Source organism: Bacillus sp. PK6-16, assembly GCF_056530295.1.
In genome coordinates this window covers 4,206,965-4,227,974 of record NZ_CP096511.1, presented here as the reverse complement: position 1 = coordinate 4,227,974, position 21,010 = coordinate 4,206,965, and the positions used below count along the sequence as shown (strand labels likewise).

Annotated in this window: 19 protein-coding genes and 1 pseudogene; 14 read left to right on the top strand and 6 right to left on the bottom strand. The window is 35.6% G+C overall.

What is annotated here, in order from left to right:
- Window positions 1-14 precede the first annotated feature (14 nt).
- Both hemH and hemY read left to right on the top strand, forming a co-directional pair.
- The gene (hemH, locus tag M1D66_RS21690) at window positions 15-950 is read left to right on the top strand and encodes a ferrochelatase (protein WP_049107253.1); all 936 of its coding nucleotides are present in this window, start codon (window positions 15-17) and stop codon (window positions 948-950) included.
- A gap of 19 nt (window positions 951-969) precedes the next feature.
- The gene (hemY, locus tag M1D66_RS21685) at window positions 970-2,391 is read left to right on the top strand and encodes a protoporphyrinogen oxidase (protein WP_001228099.1); all 1,422 of its coding nucleotides are present in this window, start codon (window positions 970-972) and stop codon (window positions 2,389-2,391) included.
- A gap of 56 nt (window positions 2,392-2,447) precedes the next feature.
- On the opposite strand, the gene M1D66_RS21680 is transcribed toward hemY, so the two are convergent.
- Window positions 2,448-3,800 carry a DUF4026 domain-containing protein gene (locus tag M1D66_RS21680; RefSeq protein WP_242554792.1) on the bottom strand — a complete coding sequence of 451 codons (1,353 nt, stop codon included), beginning with the start codon at window positions 3,798-3,800 and terminating at the stop codon, window positions 2,448-2,450.
- Between the two features lie 241 nt (window positions 3,801-4,041).
- Here M1D66_RS21680 and M1D66_RS21675 point away from each other — a divergent pair, with 241 nt between their 5' ends.
- Window positions 4,042-6,408 carry a DUF6359 domain-containing protein gene (locus M1D66_RS21675; RefSeq protein ID WP_049107255.1) on the top strand — a complete coding sequence of 789 codons (2,367 nt, stop codon included), beginning with the start codon at window positions 4,042-4,044 and terminating at the stop codon, window positions 6,406-6,408.
- Window positions 6,409-6,540: 132 nt separating this feature from the next.
- Entirely contained in the window at window positions 6,541-6,840 is a 300-nt protein-coding gene (locus M1D66_RS21670) for a hypothetical protein (RefSeq protein WP_086385449.1), read from the top strand.
- A 54-nt stretch (window positions 6,841-6,894) separates the two neighbouring features.
- Here the strand turns inward: M1D66_RS21670 and M1D66_RS21665 are convergent, their stop codons facing one another.
- A complete protein-coding gene (locus M1D66_RS21665; protein WP_086385450.1) occupies window positions 6,895-7,740 on the bottom strand; it encodes a hypothetical protein in 846 nt (281 codons plus the stop codon).
- A gap of 229 nt (window positions 7,741-7,969) precedes the next feature.
- Between M1D66_RS21665 and M1D66_RS21660 the strand changes: the two genes are divergently transcribed.
- From M1D66_RS21660 to M1D66_RS21640, 5 genes are all read left to right on the top strand, one after another.
- A complete protein-coding gene (locus M1D66_RS21660; protein ID WP_000184510.1) occupies window positions 7,970-8,371 on the top strand; it encodes a BlaI/MecI/CopY family transcriptional regulator in 402 nt (133 codons plus the stop codon).
- Between the two features lie 2 nt (window positions 8,372-8,373).
- Window positions 8,374-10,323 carry a M56 family metallopeptidase gene (locus tag M1D66_RS21655; RefSeq protein WP_242554791.1) on the top strand — a complete coding sequence of 650 codons (1,950 nt, stop codon included), beginning with the start codon at window positions 8,374-8,376 and terminating at the stop codon, window positions 10,321-10,323.
- A gap of 273 nt (window positions 10,324-10,596) precedes the next feature.
- The gene (locus M1D66_RS21650; protein WP_000963381.1) at window positions 10,597-11,169 is read left to right on the top strand and encodes a TetR/AcrR family transcriptional regulator; all 573 of its coding nucleotides are present in this window, start codon (window positions 10,597-10,599) and stop codon (window positions 11,167-11,169) included.
- Window positions 11,170-11,385: 216 nt separating this feature from the next.
- Window positions 11,386-14,079 carry a YhgE/Pip family protein gene (locus M1D66_RS21645; protein ID WP_242554790.1) on the top strand — a complete coding sequence of 898 codons (2,694 nt, stop codon included), beginning with the start codon at window positions 11,386-11,388 and terminating at the stop codon, window positions 14,077-14,079.
- Window positions 14,080-14,224: 145 nt separating this feature from the next.
- Window positions 14,225-14,377 carry a hypothetical protein gene (locus M1D66_RS21640; protein ID WP_002164607.1) on the top strand — a complete coding sequence of 51 codons (153 nt, stop codon included), beginning with the start codon at window positions 14,225-14,227 and terminating at the stop codon, window positions 14,375-14,377.
- Here the strand turns inward: M1D66_RS21640 and M1D66_RS21635 are convergent.
- A complete protein-coding gene (locus tag M1D66_RS21635; protein ID WP_001068219.1) occupies window positions 14,352-14,684 on the bottom strand; it encodes a PH domain-containing protein in 333 nt (110 codons plus the stop codon). The genes M1D66_RS21640 and M1D66_RS21635 overlap by 26 nt on opposite strands.
- Window positions 14,685-14,817: 133 nt before the next feature.
- Between M1D66_RS21635 and M1D66_RS21630 the strand changes: the two genes are divergently transcribed.
- Window positions 14,818-15,327, top strand: a complete 510-nt coding sequence (locus M1D66_RS21630) for a GNAT family N-acetyltransferase (protein ID WP_000620466.1) — start codon at window positions 14,818-14,820, stop codon at window positions 15,325-15,327.
- A gap of 119 nt (window positions 15,328-15,446) precedes the next feature.
- On the opposite strand, the gene M1D66_RS21625 is transcribed toward M1D66_RS21630, so the two are convergent.
- Window positions 15,447-15,947, bottom strand: a complete 501-nt coding sequence (locus M1D66_RS21625; RefSeq protein ID WP_242554789.1) for a DinB family protein — start codon at window positions 15,945-15,947, stop codon at window positions 15,447-15,449.
- Window positions 15,948-16,031: 84 nt separating this feature from the next.
- Window positions 16,032-16,973, bottom strand: a pseudogene (locus M1D66_RS21620) (helix-turn-helix transcriptional regulator).
- Window positions 16,974-17,169: 196 nt separating this feature from the next.
- Here M1D66_RS21620 and M1D66_RS21615 point away from each other — a divergent pair.
- Window positions 17,170-18,183 carry a LacI family DNA-binding transcriptional regulator gene (locus M1D66_RS21615; RefSeq protein WP_000103715.1) on the top strand — a complete coding sequence of 338 codons (1,014 nt, stop codon included), beginning with the start codon at window positions 17,170-17,172 and terminating at the stop codon, window positions 18,181-18,183.
- A gap of 40 nt (window positions 18,184-18,223) precedes the next feature.
- Here M1D66_RS21615 and yhfH read toward each other — a convergent pair whose 3' ends face one another.
- Window positions 18,224-18,352, bottom strand: a complete 129-nt coding sequence (gene yhfH / locus M1D66_RS21610) for a protein YhfH (RefSeq protein WP_000567010.1) — start codon at window positions 18,350-18,352, stop codon at window positions 18,224-18,226.
- A 180-nt stretch (window positions 18,353-18,532) separates the two neighbouring features.
- Between yhfH and M1D66_RS21605 the strand changes: the two genes are divergently transcribed.
- The 3 genes from M1D66_RS21605 (at window position 18,533) to M1D66_RS21595 (ending at window position 20,955) form a co-directional block, all read left to right on the top strand.
- Complete coding sequence (locus M1D66_RS21605; RefSeq protein ID WP_016122068.1) at window positions 18,533-19,267, top strand: MBL fold metallo-hydrolase; 735 nt, start codon at window positions 18,533-18,535, stop codon at window positions 19,265-19,267.
- Window positions 19,268-19,276: 9 nt separating this feature from the next.
- The gene (gene lplA, locus M1D66_RS21600; RefSeq protein WP_000897277.1) at window positions 19,277-20,266 is read left to right on the top strand and encodes a lipoate--protein ligase; all 990 of its coding nucleotides are present in this window, start codon (window positions 19,277-19,279) and stop codon (window positions 20,264-20,266) included.
- Window positions 20,267-20,526: 260 nt separating this feature from the next.
- Window positions 20,527-20,955, top strand: a complete 429-nt coding sequence (locus tag M1D66_RS21595) for a hypothetical protein (protein WP_242554788.1) — start codon at window positions 20,527-20,529, stop codon at window positions 20,953-20,955.
- The last annotated feature ends 55 nt before the right edge of the window (window positions 20,956-21,010 follow it).

The window sequence follows — 21,010 nt, the reverse complement described above, 5'->3', positions numbered from 1 at the left end:
AGGAGCATTGCTGTATGAAAAAGAAAATTGGTTTGCTTGTAATGGCATACGGAACGCCATATAAAGAAGAAGATATTGAACGTTACTATACACATATTCGCAGAGGAAGAAAGCCAAGTCCTGAAATGCTGGAAGATTTAACAGAGCGTTACCGTGCAATTGGTGGTATTTCTCCTTTAGCTACTATTACATTAGAGCAAGCTAAGAAGTTAGAGAAGCGTTTAAATGAAGTACAAGATGAAGTAGAGTACCATATGTATCTTGGCTTAAAACATATTGAACCGTTTATTGAAGATGCGGTGAAAGATATGCATAACGACGGAATACAAGATGCAATCGCACTTGTTCTTGCACCTCACTATTCTACGTTTAGCGTGAAATCGTACGTTGGACGAGCACAAGAAGAAGCTGAGAAACTTGGAAACTTAACAATTCACGGCATTGATAGCTGGTATAAAGAGCCGAAATTCATCCAGTACTGGGTTGATGCAGTGAAAGGTATATATAACGGTATGTCAGATGCAGAGCGTGAAAAAGCAGTATTAATCGTATCTGCACATAGCTTACCAGAGAAAATTATTGCAATGGGCGATCCATATCCAGATCAATTAAATGAAACAGCGGATTATATCGCGCGCGGAGCTGAAGTAGCAAACTATGCAGTAGGCTGGCAAAGTGCAGGAAACACACCAGATCCTTGGATTGGTCCAGATGTACAAGATTTAACGAGAGAACTAAATGAAAAGTATGGTTATACTTCATTCGTATATGCACCAGTTGGATTTGTTGCGGAACATTTAGAAGTTTTATATGACAACGACTTTGAATGTAAAGTTGTAACGGATGAAATTGGTGCAAAATATTATCGTCCAGAAATGCCAAATGCATCGGAGGCATTTATTGATTGTTTAACAGATGTTGTATTAAAGAAAAAAGGATCTGTACTGTAAGAAGAAAGGAGGAGCCTGCTTGAGGAAAAAAGTTGTGATCGTCGGCGGAGGCATCACTGGATTAACAGCAATGTATAACTTACAAAAAAATATTCATGAAAAAAACTTGCCGATTGATACATTACTTATAGAAGCATCGGGTAAACTTGGCGGAAAAATTCAAACCGTTCGAAAAGATGGATTTACAATTGAGCGCGGACCAGATTCTTTCTTAGCACGAAAAGAAAGTGCAGCTAGATTAGTGAAAGAATTAGGTCTTGGCGATGAACTTGTAAATAATCAAGCCGGTCAATCATTTATCCTTGTAAACAATCGGTTACATAAAATGCCGAATGGATCAATGATGGGAATTCCAACGCAAATTACGCCGTTTCTATTTTCCGGGCTGTTCTCCCCAATTGGTAAACTAAGAGCTGGCTTTGATCTATTAATGCCGAGGTCAAAGCCAGTATCTGACCAATCACTCGGACAATTTTTCAGACATCGTCTTGGAAACGAAGTGGTTGAAAACTTAATAGAGCCGTTACTATCGGGTATTTATGCAGGGGATATTGATGAAATGAGCTTAATGTCAACATTCCCGCAAATGTATCAAATTGAGCAGAAACATCGCAGTATTTCACTCGGTATGCGTACGCTCGCTCCGAAAGAAGAGAAAGCTGAACCGAAAAAGGGAATGTTCCAAACAGTGAAAACAGGTTTAGAATCTATCGTAAAATCTCTCGAAGCAAAGATGCATGAAGGTACGATAATAAAGGGAACTCGTATTGAAAAAGTTGCGAAACAGGGTGATGGTTATACGATTACTCTTAGTAACGGAAAAGAAATAGAAGCGGACGCCATCGTAGTGGCAACTTCGCATAAAGTATTGCCGTCCATGTTTGCTCAGTACAAGCAGTTTCGTTTCTTCCGTAATATTCCAGCCACATCCGTTGCGAATGTGGCACTTGCTTTCCAAAAGTCTGCAATCCAGCGCGATATTAATGGTACAGGATTTGTCGTATCACGAAATAGCGATTACACCATTACAGCATGTACGTGGACGCATAAAAAATGGCCACATACAACGCCAGAAGGAAAAACACTCCTTCGCTGTTACGTTGGACGTGCTGGTGATGAAGCGGTTGTAGAACAAACTGAAGAAGAACTCGTTCAGCTCGTCCTAGAAGATTTAAGGAAGACGATGGATATTACAGAGGATCCAGAGTTTACAATCGTAAGTCGCTGGAAAGAAGCGATGCCTCAATATACAGTGGGCCATAACGAGCGAATGAAAAAGCTCACAACATTTATGGAGAAAGAGTTGCCAGGTATATACTTGGCAGGTAGCTCCTATGCTGGTGCTGGACTTCCAGACTGTATGAATCAAGGTGAGGAAGCTGCAAAGCGTGTATTATCTCATTTGGAGAAAGTAATAGATGCTGAATTAATCGCACAATAAATTATAAGAAACGCCTTCAATCATATTGAAGGCGTTTCGTTTATTATATAAAATACTTATTCGCCAATAAACATATATAAGTTATTTGGCTTTATAACAGCATCTCCTGCATAAATAACCCAATCTGTTAAGTTATCAAAATCTAAATGATAACTATTTCCTTCACTCATATCTTCTATAAAATATGGTTCATTAATGAGTATTCCTTGAATGAAATCTTCCGTAATGTTTTGCATTTCAAACCACATATGTTCGCTTTTACCCTCTTCATAGGAAACACCAAACTTAGCGAGAAAACGAAACTCTTCATTTGATTTTTCAATGTGAAAAATGTTGCTGAAATACCCGAAAGTATTTTTCGCATTATAAGCCATACGATCGGTTTCACTATTTGTTTTATAGAACATGAGCCCTGTAGCTTCCTCGTGTTCTTTGAAAAAACTTTCAATATATTCTTCTGAAGTATTAAATTTGAATAAGAGAACGGATGGAGACTGATGGTATTCATCTCGGGCATCCATTCCGCCTAAGAATGTATTTTGTGCATCTATTGGCTGTAATTTCACTTCTTCATCCTCGATTGAAGATAATTGGTCCATACTCGTTTTATGCCCTATATAAGATAATCCTTTCTCCCACGGAACAGCGACTGTATGTATAGAACCTTGCTGACTATGCGCGATAACGATAGGCTCATTCATAGGGACTTGTCCATTCTCAACGGCATTATTAGCAAATGTTTGAAAGAGATCGCCAATGCCGTAGTAGGAAGAAATGCGATTTGGAATAATTAACTCTATTTCAGTTACGCCCGCTCTTAAAAGGCCGTGTGTATGAAACCAATATTGCGTAGGCTCGCCTTCTTTATTGTCTTCATAAACGGAATGAATAACGTATAAGTCAGGAATGTCAGGTAATAATTCATTTTCAACGTGATATTCAATATAGTTTCTAGATATCACTTTCATTGCTGCACTTGAATCGATTACAAATAACAAATCTGGGGCGAGGTTCCATAAAAATTGTATTTGCTGGAAAAAGCAGTCGAGTACATCGCCTACAAATAGCGTACGAGTGAAAATTTCAGTACCGAAAGCCGCATCTTCAAAATTACGATCTACAATTGTAGAATCTTGTCTATTGTACATTTTATATTCTTCTGGGTCATTCGCCTCATCAATATGCAGTTCATACGGTATGATTGTTTCATCCATATGTAACTCAACAATAAGGCTTGTCTCATCACTATAAACAATTTTTAACTCATCAACTTTAGTAGCGATATTTTCTAGCCGTTGTTTTAACTGCTCAATTGTAATTCTAGTTGGTATAACAGCAATCATATCTGAAAAATGACGTTCTAATGTTCCATTCATAGCTGCGCGGTATGTTTCTGTTTGCACTTCCATCCAATCACTCCTATTCAAATGAATCCATTTTACATGCCAATCAAATGTCGATATTTTCTGTTTTCTCTCTCTAACATTATAGAGTGCATTTGTAGAAGGTGTAAAATTATTATTTTGTATTATAGTTTGAAAGCTTGTAAATTAAATAAATCTTTTGTAAAATTTGTCGAAAAATAGTTCTATATAACGAATCATTTGTTATGATAGAAATGCTGAGAAAATATGAAATAGGGAGAGGAAAATGGCTGTGAAGAAATTGTTAAGCGTCTTTTTATCATTCTTGCTATTGCTTTCATTTACTGGAACTTTAGCGCAAGCAGAAGAAACTGCTTCTATGTCAGTAGAAAAAGCAATTCAAGTATTTAAGCAGCAAGGGAAAACGAAGGGGATTGTGGAAGGATATATTGTCGGATATACGCAAAGTTCTTCTAAATATACGAAGGATCCAGCTAAGTTTGATGATACAAACGTAGCAATTGCAGATTCGCCAAACGAAACGAATCCAGACAAAATCATGCCCGTTCAGTTGCCAAAAGGTGATGTGAGAACGGCAGTGAATGTAAAAGATCACCCTGAAAATATCGGGAAGAAAGTTAGTTTGACTGGGACTCTTGAATTATATTTTAGTAACCCAGGTTTAAAATCAGTAACAGCTTATAAGTTTCAAGGTGAAGGACAAAACCGTGTTAGCGATGTAGTGGCTTCACCGAACGGTGGAGAAGTTGCTAAAGGAACAGCGGTAACATTAACGACGAATACAGAAGGTGCAACGATTTACTATACGTTAGATGGCTCTAATCCTACTAATAAAAGTGTTCGTTATAATGGACAAATTATAGTGAATGAAAATAGTGTAGTGAAAGCAATCGCAGAAAAAGAAGGACTTACTTCTTCAGCAATTTCGACATTTTCATTTATTATCGTAAATAATGAACAGGTTCGTATTCATGACATTCAAGGAAAATCACATATGTCTCCTTACAACGGGAAGAAAGTAAACAATGTGGAAGGCGTTGTCACAGCGCTTGATAAAAACGGCTTTTATATAGAAGATAATCAGCCAGATAATGATCCAGCTACTTCAGAAGGTATGTACGTATATAAAAAAGATGCGAATGTAGCAGTAGGAGATCTTATTCAAGTTGATGGAGTAGTAGAAGAATATGTTGGACCAGGATATGCAGAGCGATTTGAAACAGACTTAACGACGACAGAAATTAAGGCGAGTCGCGTTGCTGTAATCGCAAAAGATCAAGTTTTACCAGCACCGATTGTACTTGGAGAAAATGGTGTGAAAATTCCTGATCAAATTATCGATAATGATGCATTCGGTTTATTTGATCCAAATGAAGATGCAATCGACTTTTATGAAAGTATAGAAGGCATGCGTGTTACGATGCCAACACCAAAAATTATTGCACCTCAGAAAAATGGAAATTTATATGTAACAGTAAAAAATGGTGGAGATAAAATAGTAACACAATATGGCACACCTCTATTAGATGAAAACCAATTAAACCCAGAGCGTCTTTCTGTGAAAGTACCTCGTGATTATGTAGCAAAAGTAGGAGATATTTTTACTGGAGATATAACAGGGGTAGTAGGATATGATTACGGTTCTTTCCGTATTTCGCCAATAACAGAACTGCCAGCTGTAGTGGATGGTGGATTTAAGCAAGTAGGCGCAAATATTCAGCCACGTCTTGATAAGTTAACGGTTGCTACATATAACATTGAAAACTTCTCAGCGAATAAAAAAGAAACAACAGATGAAAAGGTAAAAGCGTTAGCGTATTCTATTAAATACAACTTAAAAATGCCAGATATTATCGGTGTAGAGGAAATGCAAGATAATAACGGATCAATTAATGACGGTACAACAGATGCGTCATTAAGCGCAAAACGTATCATTGATGCAGTGCTAGAAATTCGTGGACCGAAGTATGAGTATGTAGAAATCGCTCCAAACAATAATCAAGACGGAGGAGCACCAGGAGCGAATATTCGCGTCGGCTTCTTCTATAATCCATCACGCGTGAAATTAGCGACGGTACCGAAGTTACTTGATAAAAATGTTGTTCGTATTGGAGACGAAAATCCATTATTTGAAAGTACACGTAAACCGTTAGCGGCAGAATTTACGTTCCAAGGACAAAACATTGTTGTCGTTGCAAATCACTTAAACTCAAAACTAGGAGATGCAACGCCATTTGGAAAAGTGCAGCCGCTCGTATTAAAAAGTGAAGACAAACGAATTCAGTTAGCACAAGAAGTAAATCATTTCGTGCAAGGAATTCAGAAAAAGAATACGAATGCACCAGTTGTCGTGTTAGGTGATATGAACGATTTCGAATTCTCTAAACCACTAAAAACACTAGAGGGAACAATCTTAAAAGATATGTTAAACACAGTGCCAAAAGAGAATCGTTACACGTACATTCACGAAGGAAATGCACAAGTGTTAGATCATATTTTAGTAACAAATAATATCGCACCACACACAATTGTAGATCCAGTGCACTTAAACTCAAATATAATGAAAGAGCACGGACGTGTAAGCGACCATGACCCAGTACTTGCTCAAATTGATTTGAAGAAAGCTTCTTAAAGAAAGGAACGCTTAGGTGACTAAGCGTTCTTTTTTTGCATCGTTATAGAATAGTATAAAGAGATGATTCCTTTTTTTGTAATCTAATGATAAAATTGATTGAATATTTAGTTTTTAAAAAGGAGGACAACAATGCAGTTACAAATAAATGGAAAGGTAATGAATCAGTTTGCAATTTTTTTTAGTACGATCGTCATGCTTCAGTTTGTAGCTGATATAACAGGACTTATAAGCAATCTAGATATTACGTATAACTTAATACATACAGCAGCTTCTTATATAACATTTAGTTTGGCGGTTATTTTCACTTTAATAGGTGCAAGAAGAGAATTAAGTAAATATGCAATTGTTTCATTATGTTTAGTAGTAGTGATTAAAGCGATTTATTTTGTAGCGGTTGTTATTTTATGGGGATTGGCAGGTACACCGTAAGTGAATAGTAAATAAAACCCTAATTTCCAATATAGTAAGGAAATTAGGGTTTTATTATACTTGAAACGCCTTTCTACACCGCTCTCTTTTTTGCAACCTTCTTCTATATTTTTTTCTATCACGTTTTACTCCTTGTATATACATGATTAAGCTAACGAGGAGGAAGAAGGCACATTGTATTGTCAAAATATATGGTGACATGCCATGCAGTGGCTGCCTTGGATCATATAAATGAATAGGCGCTCCGCCTATTGTAGGGAGTACCGTATTTAGCAGGACGTAAGGAATAGAGGTAGTTGCAAATGGAAATAGAAGCGCCATATAGTCCTTTTGGGACCATGCAGATGCAGCAAGTCCTAAAAGAGCCATCAAACCTGCAAATAAAAAATTAATTCCGATATATACAGCAATGTAAGTGATGGGAGAAGTTTCATATAAGTTTGCGAACATCCCGTTATCATTTATAATGCCTGAACCAGCCGTTGGTACTCCGTCTGGAATGGTTAATTTGCAAAATAATAACGATAAGATGAATGGAAATGTATAAAGAAGTCCGCCGCAAAAAAATGTAACGATATATTTCGTTACTAAATAAGAAAATAAAGAAATTTCTTTACTGACAAACGGTTTAAAACCATCGGACTTATCCGAGTTATAACTTGTACTAAAGGGAAGACTTGCAATAACTGGCATTAATAATAAATAAACATCCATTTCATTTCCACGAAATCCAATCCATTTAATATCCGTCGATATAGGTCCATTCGCAGCGTCTCCTAAATAACGAATTACATAATAATAATGATAAATACAAATAAGAACAAATCCACTAAACATAATAATTAAAGAAACACGATTACAAAAAGCTTGCTTTATATTTAAACGAAGCGCACGCATCATGACTGAAAAAGCCTCCACTATTTTGATAAACTTGTCTATTTTCTATATTACTATTAATTGTAAAGATTTTCTTGTTTTTTTATTTGATTATTTGAAAAAGAGGAATTTTGTTGTTGTGAAGTAAGGTTTAGCTGAAATTAATTTTTCTAAAATATGGTTGACAATTAAGTATTACATTTGTAATCTTAATTATAGATTACAAATGTAATACTTAGGAGTGAAACATACGATGACAAATCAATTACCTAAAATATCTGAAGCGGAATTAGAAATTATGAAAGTACTTTGGTCGAGTTCTCCGCAAACAGCGAATGAAATTATAGAAGAACTGGAAGATGCAATGGACTGGAAACCGAAAACAATCCGCACATTAATTAATCGGTTAGTACAAAAGGAAGCCGTTTCTTACCATCAAGATAAAGGGCGTATGTACGCTTATTACCCGTTAGTATCACAACATAATTATTTGCAAGTGGAAACGAAATCTTTACTAAAACGTTTTTGCGGTGCAGCGTTTAAGCCATTACTTGTTAATTTCTTAAAAGAGGAGAAATTATCTTCAGAAGATATTAATGAATTAAAACGCATTTTAGATGAGAAGACAGAGGAGAATAAGAGGAAGGATCGATAAAAATGATAAACACGCTTATAAATGTATACCTTCCTCATTTTTTTGATTGGCTTATAGAAACGTCACTTATGGCTAGCATATTAGTCGGATTTATTTTATGTATAAAAGTTCTATTTCGAAATAAATTACCCCCCCGGTGGCAATATATGCTGTGGATCGTATTAATGATAAGACTCCTTTTACCGTGGTCGCCAGATAGCTCTTATAGCATTTACTCATTACTTTCTTATAGTTCTAGCGTATCGGAAGTTATTCCAAAAAATATGCCGGCTACTGAGAATATAGTGAACATAGAAAGCGACCGAAAAGTGGAATTGGAATCAAATTCTAAAATGGTGACAAAAACTAGCGAACCGGAAGTAAAAGTCAGTTCGGAAAAACAGACTACATTTTCTTTATACAAACTTGCTTTGTATGTGTGGCTAGCTGGGGTAATCATATTAGCAGCCATCACGTTTCTTACAAATAGACGTTTATATTCTTACATAAAGAAACAACCGAATATTACGGACGAACAGGTCGCTACAGTGTTTAATTGCTGTAAGCAATCTATGAAAATGAAGAAGGCAGTTTCGTTACGTCTAGCGGGAAAGATTGCGAGCCCAACTGTGTTTAGTTTCTTTCGTCCGAAAGTATTACTATCAAAAAAACATATGAAAGTATTAAATGAGCAACAATTACAATATGTCTTTTACCATGAGTTAGCTCATATTAAGAGAAACGATGTAGCTGTAAATTGGATTATGTACAGTTTAATCATATTAAATTGGTTCAATCCAATTCTTTGGTACGCCTATTTTTGTATGCGAGAAGATCAAGAATTAGCCTGCGATGCATATGCACTTACTTTTATAGATAAAGAGGAACAAATTGCATACGGACATACAATTATTACCCTTCTAGAACATTATTCCTATCAAGTACCAAGCCTAGCAAATTTAAGTAGAAATAAACGAACACTAAAAAGGAGAATCGTTATGATTAAAAAATTCCAAAAGAAATCGTATCGCCTTTCTTTACTTGGAGTGATTGCGATAGCAGCTATAGCAGGCGGATTTTTATTAAATGCAAGGATAACTGAGGGAGATGAAAGACAGGAAGAAAAAATTGTAGGAAAAAAGCAACATAAAGCGGCTTTTGAAGAAGCGATAGAAACAGTATTAGGTACACCAGAGAATGCAAGTAGAGAATGGGGTATGTCGATAAAGTCATATAAAATGAATACAGATTTTTTGTATTTGGCAGAAAAGAATTTTACGAAAGAAGAATTTGAGCAGTATGTTCAATTATTTAAGGAAGCGCAAGAAATTCATAAGAAAGCAATGGTTAAGAAAAATGTGCCTGAGAATTATGATGGAGATACAAAGGAATATAAACCTGAACGCTTGAAGAAAGCTGATCAAGAAAGATTAGCTACTATTGAGAAGACATTAAAGCCGCTTGAAGATAAGTTGGAGAAGTCTTTAACATATACTATAGAAGAAGCAAAAGAACATGTACCGTATCAAATTAAGCAGCCGACTTATATACCAGAAGGTTATGAGCTAAAGAGAGAATGGGCTGACTCATATTTTGGAAGAGATGTAGAATTAGTTATTAAATCAGAATATACAAAAGGGAAATATGGTTTTACGATTTATCAGTCAAGGATGTATATGGATGGTAATGTTAATGGTGGTAAGGATCCACTACACTATATGATGCCTGGAGAAGAGAATTTAGAAAGTTATAGTTTAGACGGGAAAGGAATGGTCTATAATAAATCTTCTCATGGAGAGGGGAAGTTAAGAGGCCTTAAAATGTTTGTACCAGCACAAGGTAAGAATAGTGATTATCAAATTGTCATAGTGAATGATATTTTTACAAGAGATACAAAGATATACGAAGAGATAATCGATGATGAGCTAACTAAGAAAGAAATGGAGAAAATATTACTTTCTATGTCAAAATAATAGACAGTGTTCTTAAACCTTTGGTTTTAAGAACACTGTCTATTTTATTAAATTTCTAGTGGGATCTAGTCAGCAATTATTTACGAATATATTCTAGCTTTCCATACAAGTATACTTTTTGATAAACTATGGACAGTATGATATACACTGACTGGAATTTTTTTATACTGGAAATAATAAAAAGAGAACTTGTATAGAATGTAAGCGTGTGGTAATATCAAAGATGTACTGATTGACTATATTATCCAATTGGTCATTTTTGGAGGTGACAATGTGGCGATAGATCGAAAACGTTCTATTATTGAAGCTGCAACAAAGTCTTTTTCAGCGTTCGGTTATAAAGCAACAACGATGGATCAAGTAGCGAAGTTAGCGAATGTAGGAAAAGGAACGATTTATACTTTTTTCAAAAATAAAGAAGAGCTATTTGGTGAAATTATTTCTAATTTAATTACAGAAATGAAGCAAGTTGCAGAAAGTGCAATTCGTTCAGATGTTTCATTTTTTGAAAATGTACATAGAGCATTATATAGCATCTTGGAATTTAGAAAAGAACATCAGCTCATGATTAAATTAATTCAAGAAGAGCGCGATATGGGAACGAAAGAAGTACAAGAAGTTATGCAGCAAGTTGATGTGGAAATCGTTTCTGTTATTCAATCGTATTTAAAGATTGCGATTGAAAAAGGTGAAATTAGCAAATGTGATCCAGAAATTACAGCATTTATTATGCTTCGTCTATATGTATCGCTTATTTTTGATTGGGAAAAAAATCATGAACCGCTAGAAAAAGAAAAAATTGCAGAGTTATTTGAACTTTATTTACTAAAAGGATTGTCAAACTAAGATAATCCTTTTAATTTTATAAAAAATGACCGAATGAACAATATGGTCATATATTTAAGTTAAGGGGGGATATAGAAAAAATATAATCATAATGAGAAAAAGTTGCATAGTAATAAATTCGGGGATAAGGCATATGTATGAACAAGTATAGCCTTTTTGTTTGGGTAAAAATGACTATATGAACATTTTGGTCATTTTATAAAAGGGGGAGAAATTATGAAAGGTAATCAGTTACTTCGGAAAGAGTTCACGGAAATTATAAAAAGTAAAAAAATATTAATTCCAATTATTGCGGTCTTATTCGTACCGATTTTATATGCAGGGATGTTTTTGTGGGCCTTTTGGGATCCGTATAAACAGTTAGATGACTTACCAGTTGCAGTAGTCAATTTAGATAAAGGCGCAGTATTTGATGGGAAACCAATTGAGGTCGGAAAAGGGCTCGTTGATAATTTAAAAGATAATAAAAGTTTTAAATGGGAGTTCGTAAGTGAAAAAGAAGCAAAGAAAGGAATGGAAGGCAGAAAGTATTACATGTTAGTGCGCATTCCAGATGACTTCTCAAGTAACGCTACAACGTTACTAAAAGACAATCCAAAGCCATTAAACTTAGAGTACATTCCAAACGAAAGTTTAAACTTCTTATCTTCACAAATTGGTGGAACAGCCATTGAAAAAATTAAAGGTGAAGTAGCAAGTACGTTAACGAAGACATATGCAGAGAAAATGTTTGATTCTATTAAAGACGTCTCAAAAGGATTAGCAGATGGAGCGGAAGGGGCAAGTAAACTACACGACGGATCAAGTGAATTGCATGATGGTTCAAGTAAAGTGACGGATGGCCTTCATACACTTCAAGGGAAGTCTGGGGAGATGAAGGATGGAGTTGGGAAACTATTTGATGGATCTGGGAAAGTGACAGCAGGTTTAAATACGTTAAATAGCAAAACCGGTGAAATGCAAATAGGTATCGGGAAATTAGTAGATGGATCAGGAAAAGTAACAGATGGTTTACATGTATTAAATAGCAATGCAGGTATCGGAAAATTAGTAGATGGGTCAGGAAAAGTAACAGCAGGTTTAAATACATTAAATAGCAAAACGGGTGAATTGCGTGATGGATCTGAGAAAGTGACCGGTGGCTTGAACAAATTAGTAAGTAAATCCGGTGATTTAAAAACAGGAACAACTGATCTATCAAATGGTATGGGAAAACTTGTTGAAGGGCGAAGTCAATTAGAAAAAGGGTCTCAAGAAATTCAAAAGGGATTGCAAGATTTAAATAGTAACGTACAAAAGTCTGCTGCAGGCTTAGAGGAAATGCAGTCGCAAGTTCCTTCTATATTGAATACAGTAAATGAAAAAATAGATGGGGCTGGGGCGAATATAAATCAGTTAAATGAACTTACGCAATCAACAGTAGGAGATGCAAAAAATGCAGCGCAAGATGTAGCGAATTTACAAAAGCAAATTGAAAGTTTACCAAAAGAATATCAAGAGCAGTTACAACCGTTCATAACAAGTGCTGTAAAAAGTACAGCAACAGTTCAGCAAAAGGCTGCCGGAGTAGCAGGTGGAACAAATAAACTAAATGAAGAAGTAAAACAATTAAAGGGCGAAATACATCAAACAACAAATGGATTGCAAAATAAATTACCAAATCCAGCAGGGATGAAAGCTCTGGCAGATGGTGTTGAGAAACTAACGAACGCACAAAATGAATTTGTTAGTAAGTTTCATGGATTTGGTGAGGGATTAGATAATGCAAAAATAGGTGCTGATAAATTAAAAGATGGATCAGTTCAATTAATTGATGGAGTAACGCAATTACAAAGCGGCTCTGGAAAAGTAACAGATGGATTAGGTCAATTATCTGCAGGAGTAAATCAATTAGCAGATGGCTCAAGCCAAGTAACAGGTGGTTTAGGAACATTATCTGCAGGAGTAAATCAATTAACGGATGGCTCAAGCCAAGTAACAGGCGGTTTAGGAACATTATCTGTAGGAGCAAATCAAATGGCAGGTGGAGTAAATCAATTAGCAGATGGCTCCGGTCAAGTAACAACAGGCTTAGGTACATTATCAAATGGCTCAACCCAGCTAATCGACGGGGTAAATAAACTAGCAGACGGATCAGGAAAAGTAACAGATGGCCTCGTAAAAGTAAACGATGGTTCAGGTGAACTTGCTGAGAAACTTGGCGAAGGGGCAGAGAAAACTGGTGAAGTGAAAGGAACAGATAAAACGTATGATATGTTTGCAAGTCCTGTAAAAGTGAAGACGGAGAAAATGGCGGAAGTTCCAAACTACGGAACTGGATTTACGCCGTACTTCTTATCACTCGGTTTATTCGTTGGGGCATTACTATTATCAATCGTATATCCATTACGTGATACAGTCGGCGTTCCGAAATCAGGGTTTAGTTGGTTTATTAGTAAGTTCGGCGTACTACTATCAGTTGGTATTATTCAAGCGATAGTAGCAGATGTTATATTACTGTTCGGATTAGGTGTAGAAGTACAAAGTATTCCGTATTTCATACTCTTTAGCATCGTTACAAGCTTAGCGTTTATCGCATTAATTCAATGTTTAGTAACAGCATTTGGTGATGCAGGACGTTTCATCGCCATCATCACATTAATTATTCAGCTTACAACGAGTGCCGGAACATTCCCACTAGAATTGATTCCGAAGTTTTTACAACCATTCAATGCTTGGTTACCGATGACATACTCTGTATCTGGATTGAAGGCAGTCGTATCAAGCGGAGACTTTAACTTCATGTGGCAAAACATTGGAATGCTCATGATCTTCATCGTTGTATTATCACTTGGAACGATCGCTTCCTTAACTTTGATGCACAAACGACAATTAAAAAATGTTGCTGAAAATCAATCGGTTGAAGCGTAGAAAAAAGCACCTTTTTGGTGCTTTTTTATTTTAATAGAGGGCACATCTTTTCCTTAGTTCATCTATAAATCTTTCTAAAAGCTATAGAAACGAAAGAAAAGGAATTACAACAATTTACAGAGAAACATAGGGTGGGGGAGTTGATATGATGAAAGGCAATCTTACTTATTATTTTATCGTAAATCCGCTAATAATCTTTCTTGTTTATGCCCTTTCACCTATATTGTTTGATAAAGAAGTATATACAAGTATGAAAGATGCATTTGGAATACTTACGTTCTATGTAGTAAGTCTATGAACGCTTCAACATTCGAACTTGTAATGTATCCAAGCGTTATATATTCATCTTCATAGTAAAATATTATTTTTTTGTCAAAGATTCTTCTCTTCGTTTCTATGGATAGAATTTTTTCATAATCAAATTCGGCAATGAATGTGTTTTTATATTGGCTAAAAAAGAGAAGTCTTTGATTAGTAGCAAGTAACATGCCAGGATACGGGACTTTATGCGTAATCATATAGCCAGTAAGTGAACATTTTAAAGTAGATAAAATTTTTTCTTCTTTATGTAATAGTTGTTTTGCAGCTGTTAAGATTGGATTCATTGTATACATCCCTTTTATTTTGATATATGAATATTGTATCAAGAGTAAAAAGATTCTCAATATGTAATATTGCATATTGGCCGTTTTATAGTTGTAATATTATTTTTAAAAAGAAAAAGTACGAGGTGATTCAATGATACGGTTAGTAAAAGAGACTGATGCAGAAGCAATTATGAATATTAGAAAAGAAATTATATTATCGGAAACTACTACAAAATTTTTCATAGTATCCCCAAAGAAGTTACCGAATGATATGAATGCAGAAAGAGAAAAGATACGGAAAAGTAATGAGAAAGGTAATCTTTATATCGTGTATGAAGTAGATGGGAAGGTAGTTGGCTTTTTAATTTTCAACCGATATGAACTAGAACGGTTACAACATGCAGGCACAATGGGAATGGGGATTAAAGAGGCGTATTGTAATCAAGGCATAGGCACGAAATTAATTGAATTTCTTATTAGATGGGCGAAAGGGCAGAAAGGTTTAGAGAAAATTTGTTTAGGTGTAGTTTCTGTTAATGATCGGGCAATTAAAGTGTACAAACGTATGGGCTTTGTAGAAGAAGGTAGACAACGAAAGCAAATTAAATATGAAGATGGATCATATGGAGATGACGTATTGATGGGGTTTTATATTGAATAAAAAAGAGAAGTATTCTATTGATAGAAAGTGGGAATTTATGAGTAATTGTATAGGCGGTACATATTTTAGTGAAGAGACTGCCAATATTGGCAGTCTCTTTTTAGTGAAAATGTTAAAATTTAGCGAATCTTAAGTTCCAATCTTTCTTTCTGACGAAGATGATGAGCAAAATGCATAGAAATAAGTTGAAACCATTCTATTGCATTTAAGTAACCAAGCCCAGGATGTTCGACTTTACAATCACTTGGAATAGAAGAAAGTGTTAGCTCTGTATTTTTTACAATTGTAATTAATTCTAGAAATTGTTTCTGCATTTCTTCTTTGGTGGCTGGATTTCCAGGTGTATATCCAGGATGATTTGGTACTTTAATTTGTATATTTGGGAAAGCACCAAGTTTATATACTTTTTCACCCATCTCTGTTTTTATGTTAGTTATTGATGGTGTTTCTATTTTACATTTTGTGATTGCATTTAACTGCATGTATGTGGAGGCAATTAAATGATTATACATTTGACCAAGAGACCATTCCTCACTAGAAGGCTTCATCCTAAATTGCTCTATAGAGTACTTTTCTAATTCCTCTATGTAATACGTTGCTAACTCCTCAAATTTCTTCATAGTGTTAACTCCTTTTTATAAAAATGTATTTGTTAATACCTAATATAAAGGATGGCTACTGACAACATTATGTCAGTAGTGAAATTAAAGTTTTAACATTTTTTTTGCTTCATCACGAATTTTCTCAGAAAGAATTTTTGGCTCAAGTACTTTCACTTGGCTTCCCCAGCTCAATACCCACTGAAATACTTCGTCTATGTTTCTTGATTTCAAAAAAACGTGAAAACTGCTATCTCTATGCTCGTATGAATCTATAAAAAAGTAGCGGGATTCAATAATCTTATGCGCAATATGTGATGGAAATAGTAAATGAACCGTAACAGTCCGATTGCTTTCAGGTTTATAGTTTTGTAAAGAAAAGTCTTTTGGCTTTGTAAAGAATTCTTGTTCTTGCTGTAACGTATCCATACGATCTAAACGAAAATTGCGTATTTGTTTTCGAAGTAAGCAATGTGCAACGATGTACCAAATTCCTGAAATATTGACTAAGCCGTAAGGATGGACGGTCCGCTGCATTTTTGTATTTTCCCTCGGTTTACGATAAGAAAAAGAGACAGCTTGTTCTTTTTGTATAGATTCTTGCAACAGAATCAGTTGGTTTTCAAGTTTTTTTTGTTCAGGTTGTTGCTGCGAAAATATAGGAGAAAGAAAACGAAAAGTTCCTCGTAATTCCCGGGCTTTCTTTTGTTGATCAGCAGGGAGAACAATTTCAAGTTTCTCTTTTGCTGATCGTGCATGTACAGAAAAAGAAGAAGTGAAAGTTTTCTCGATATAATCACCGCCTAATAAAAGAGTAACAGCCTCTTCAGGCGTAAGCTGAATGGGTGGTAAGAAATAACCATCCATTAATGAATAGCCCTAGCCAGGCATTGAATAAATAGGAACACCCGATTCGTTAAGTGCATCCATATCTCGATAAATAGTTCTTATACTAGTTTCGAATTTTTTAGCCAAGCTTTGTGCTGTAACAGTTTGTCTTCTTTGTAATTCAATTAATATAGCTAATAAACGATCTGTCCGATTCATGGAATATCACCTTCAAATTTTTATAAATATACCTACTGTAAACTTCTAAAAGCAGTATAAATTCCCCTGCATTAACAGACTTTTACCTATGTATAATATTAATATAGTAAAATCATAACAACCGATATTGCAGTTTCCAATAATATACTATATAATCAATTTAAGAAAACGTTTTCATTCAAAGGGGGAGAATTTCGTGTCGACTATAGAGGACGTGGCGAAATTAGCGGGGTTATCAAGGACAACGGTTTCTAGGGTGATTAATAATCATCCATATGTTTCAGATGAGAAGAAAAAAAGGGTTCAATTAGCAATGAAGCATTTAGGCTTCGTTCCTAATTCTGCGGCGAGAAGGCTTCGTAAACAAAAAACGGAAACAATTGCGGTGCTCGTTCCAAGGATTACAAATCCTTTCTTCAGTAGATTTATCGAAGCAATCGAGATTGCTGCTTCTGAACATAAATATAAACTGATTATTTGTCAAACAAGGTATTTACCGGAAAAAGAGATGGAGTATTTACAATTATTATCTACGAAACAAGTAGATGGGATTATTCTATGTTCACTAGAAAATCCGTGGGAAGATGTAGAGCCATACTTACAGCACGGTCCAATCGTGTTGTGTAATGAATATATTGAGGAAGCAAATATTCCAACAGTGAAATTTGATCATGCGCAAGGAGCATACATAGCTGCGAAGCATGTGTTAGATCAAGGATATCGTAATCTTATTTTTTGCCGTGGTAACGAAACCAAAGTCGTTAGCCAGCAGCGAAAAATGGGCTTTTTACGTGCAATAACTGAGAAGAGCCGCCAAGTAGAAGCGATTGACTTTCTTGAAAACGCTTTCTCTTGGGAAGATGGAAAACGAATATTCCATGAAGTATTAAAGGACAAAAAAAATCCTACCGCGATTTTGGCAGGAGGCGATGAGGTAGCAGCTGGAATTATCTCAGAGGCGAAACGCCATAACTGGAGCATTCCAGATGATCTCGCTGTTATCGGTTTTGATAATCAAATATTATCGCAGATTACAGAACCAGGTATTACGACAATTGAACAGCCAATTGATGAAATGGCCCGAAAAGTTGTCGACCTAATGATGGATAAAATCCATACGAAAAATTATCGAAAAAAAGAATTGTATGAGTTTGAACTGGAGCTCTTGGTGAAAGGTTCAACGATGAAGGATAAGATGTTATTAGCCTAGTAGACTATGTCTGCTAGGTTTTTTTTATGTTCACAAACTACTATTCTTCGTGAACGCAATCATCACATTTGTTATGGTATGCTTCGTGCTGCTCATCAATTTCTTTCCCGCAGTGCGCACAAGTTTTCGTCGGTAAATTTCTGAAAAACTCCATTGGTTGATCGATCATGTCAATCCCTCCATTTCCATTTCTTACTATCATTGTATTAGTACAAAAAATAAAAGTCAACAACTGTTTTATAACAAAATTGAAAATTAATGAAAAAGTTTAGGAAATGGATTATAGTTAACAATGTAGGATGTAAGCAAAACATGCATTTCTACTCGGTTTTAGAAAGGATGGATACATATGAAAATGACTGTTGTCGGCTTTTGGGGCGGCTTTCCAGAAGCGGGAGAAGCAACGTCGGGGTATTTGTTTGAACACGATGGTTTTCGTTTACTTGTAGACTGTGGTAGTGGTGTACTAGCACAGCTTCAAAAATATATAACACCGTCTGATATAGATGCAGTTGTACTGTCGCACTATCATCATGATCATGTTGCAGACATTGGGGTATTGCAATATGCGAGACTAATTACGAGTGCGACAACAAGGCAACTACCAGAACTACCAATATACGGTCATACATTTGATGAGAATGGATTCCATTCTTTAACGCATGAACCGCATACGAAAGGAATCCCGTACAATCCAGAAGAAACACTTCAAATTGGACCGTTCTCGATTTCATTCTTAAAAACTGTTCATCCTGTTACATGCTTTGCGATGCGTATTACAGCTGGAGATGATGCTGTAGTATACAGCGCTGATTCAAGTTATATTCCTGAATTCATTCCATTCACAAAAGATGCTGATCTTTTCATTTGTGAGTGTAATATGTATGCACATCAAGAGGCTGCAAAAGCAGGGCATATGAATAGTACAGAAGTAGCAAGTATTGCAAAAGATGCGAATGTAAAAGAACTTTTATTAACGCACTTACCGCATACAGGCAACCCATCTGATTTAGTAACAGAAGCAAAACAAATTTTCAGTGGTCACATTACGCTAGCGCATAGTGGCTACGTATGGAACTCATGAGGTGATACGATGTTATTTATTGATAATAAAGGAATTACAGACCCTAGAATAAACTTAGCGATTGAAGAATATTGTGTGAAAAATTTAGATATTAACGAAACATATTTACTGTTTTACATTAATGAGCCTTCGATTATCATTGGTAAAAACCAAAACACAGTAGAAGAAATTAATGCAGATTACGTAAAAGAAAAAGGTATTCATGTCGTTCGTCGTCTATCAGGCGGAGGCGCAGTATATCATGATTTAGGAAACTTAAACTTCAGTTTTATTACGAAAGATGATGGAGACAGTTTCAGCAACTTCAAAAAATTCACAGAGCCTGTAACGAAAGCGCTTAGTAAATTAGGCGTAAATGCAGAACTAAGTGGTCGTAACGACATTTTAGCTGAAGGTAGAAAAATTTCAGGTAACGCACAGTTCGCAACGAAAGGTCGTATGTTCAGCCACGGTACGTTACTATTTGACTCTGAAATCGATCACGTCGTATCAGCGTTAAAAGTAAAAATGGATAAGATTCAATCAAAAGGAATTAAGTCAATCCGTAGCCGCGTTGCGAACATTACAGAGTTCCTAAACGAAGAAATGACGACAGAGGAGTTTAGACAACTTCTTCTAGAAACAATTTTCGAAGGAGAAACAGAAATCCCAACGTATGAATTAACAGAAAATGATTGGAAAGAGATCCACAAACTTTCTGAAGAACGTTACCAAAATTGGGATTGGAACTACGGAAAATCACCGAAGTTCAACTTACAACATTCACACCGCTTCCCAGTTGGACAAGTTGATGTTCGTCTTGAAGTGAAAAAAGGAACAGTAACAGAATGTAAAATTTACGGCGACTTCTTCGGTTCATTAGATGTTCATGATATCGAAGAGCGTCTAACAGGCGTTCAGTTCGATAAAGATGCATTCACTGCAGCTTTAGAAGGCGTAGATATTGCACGCTACTTCGGTAACATTACAACAGAAGATTTCTTACATTTATTCTTCTAAAAATGAGGGAGGCTTCCATAACGGGCAGCCTCTTTCTTTTTGCGTAGATTGTCAGGTTTTGTCGGTAAGTCGATATATTTGAAAAATCGCCGATATAAACCGAGTTGCGCTGATATATTTAGAAAATCGCCGATATAAATTGAGTTGCGCTGATATAACTGAAAAATCGCTCATATAATTTCATTTACCAAAAAACATAAAATCACAGGACATTTGCCCCTCGTAAAGGAATATATATATTCAAAAGGAGGCGAATCGAAATGAAAAGGGTAATGTACGTTGTATTATTACTCAGCTTCGTCGTCGGAATGACAGCGTGTAGCAGTGGATCGCCCTCAAGTCGTACAATTTTGTCTATCGGAAAACCAGCGGAGGATAATGTTATATATTTTACGCATACAGATAACAAACGAAAGATACATGATATACAAGACATGTTTCAAAATAAGAAGTGGAAAAGAAATGAAACATTCAGCACTGTTAATAAAACACCAGATGTCATCTTATCAATAGATGAAGACAATACAGGGTTACCGACGTTATATGTTACGGTGTATTTTCATGAAGATGGAGCGGAAGCTCTTAACTTGCACGGCGAGCATACGACGTTAAATAAAGAGGAATTTAATAAACTTAGAGAAAAGATGAATGCATATTATCCTAAAATGATTTCTGGTCTAGTTTCATAAATTACTTACAAATAAAATCCCCTTATTCTTCCAAAGTAAACTAAGAGTAGGTAGT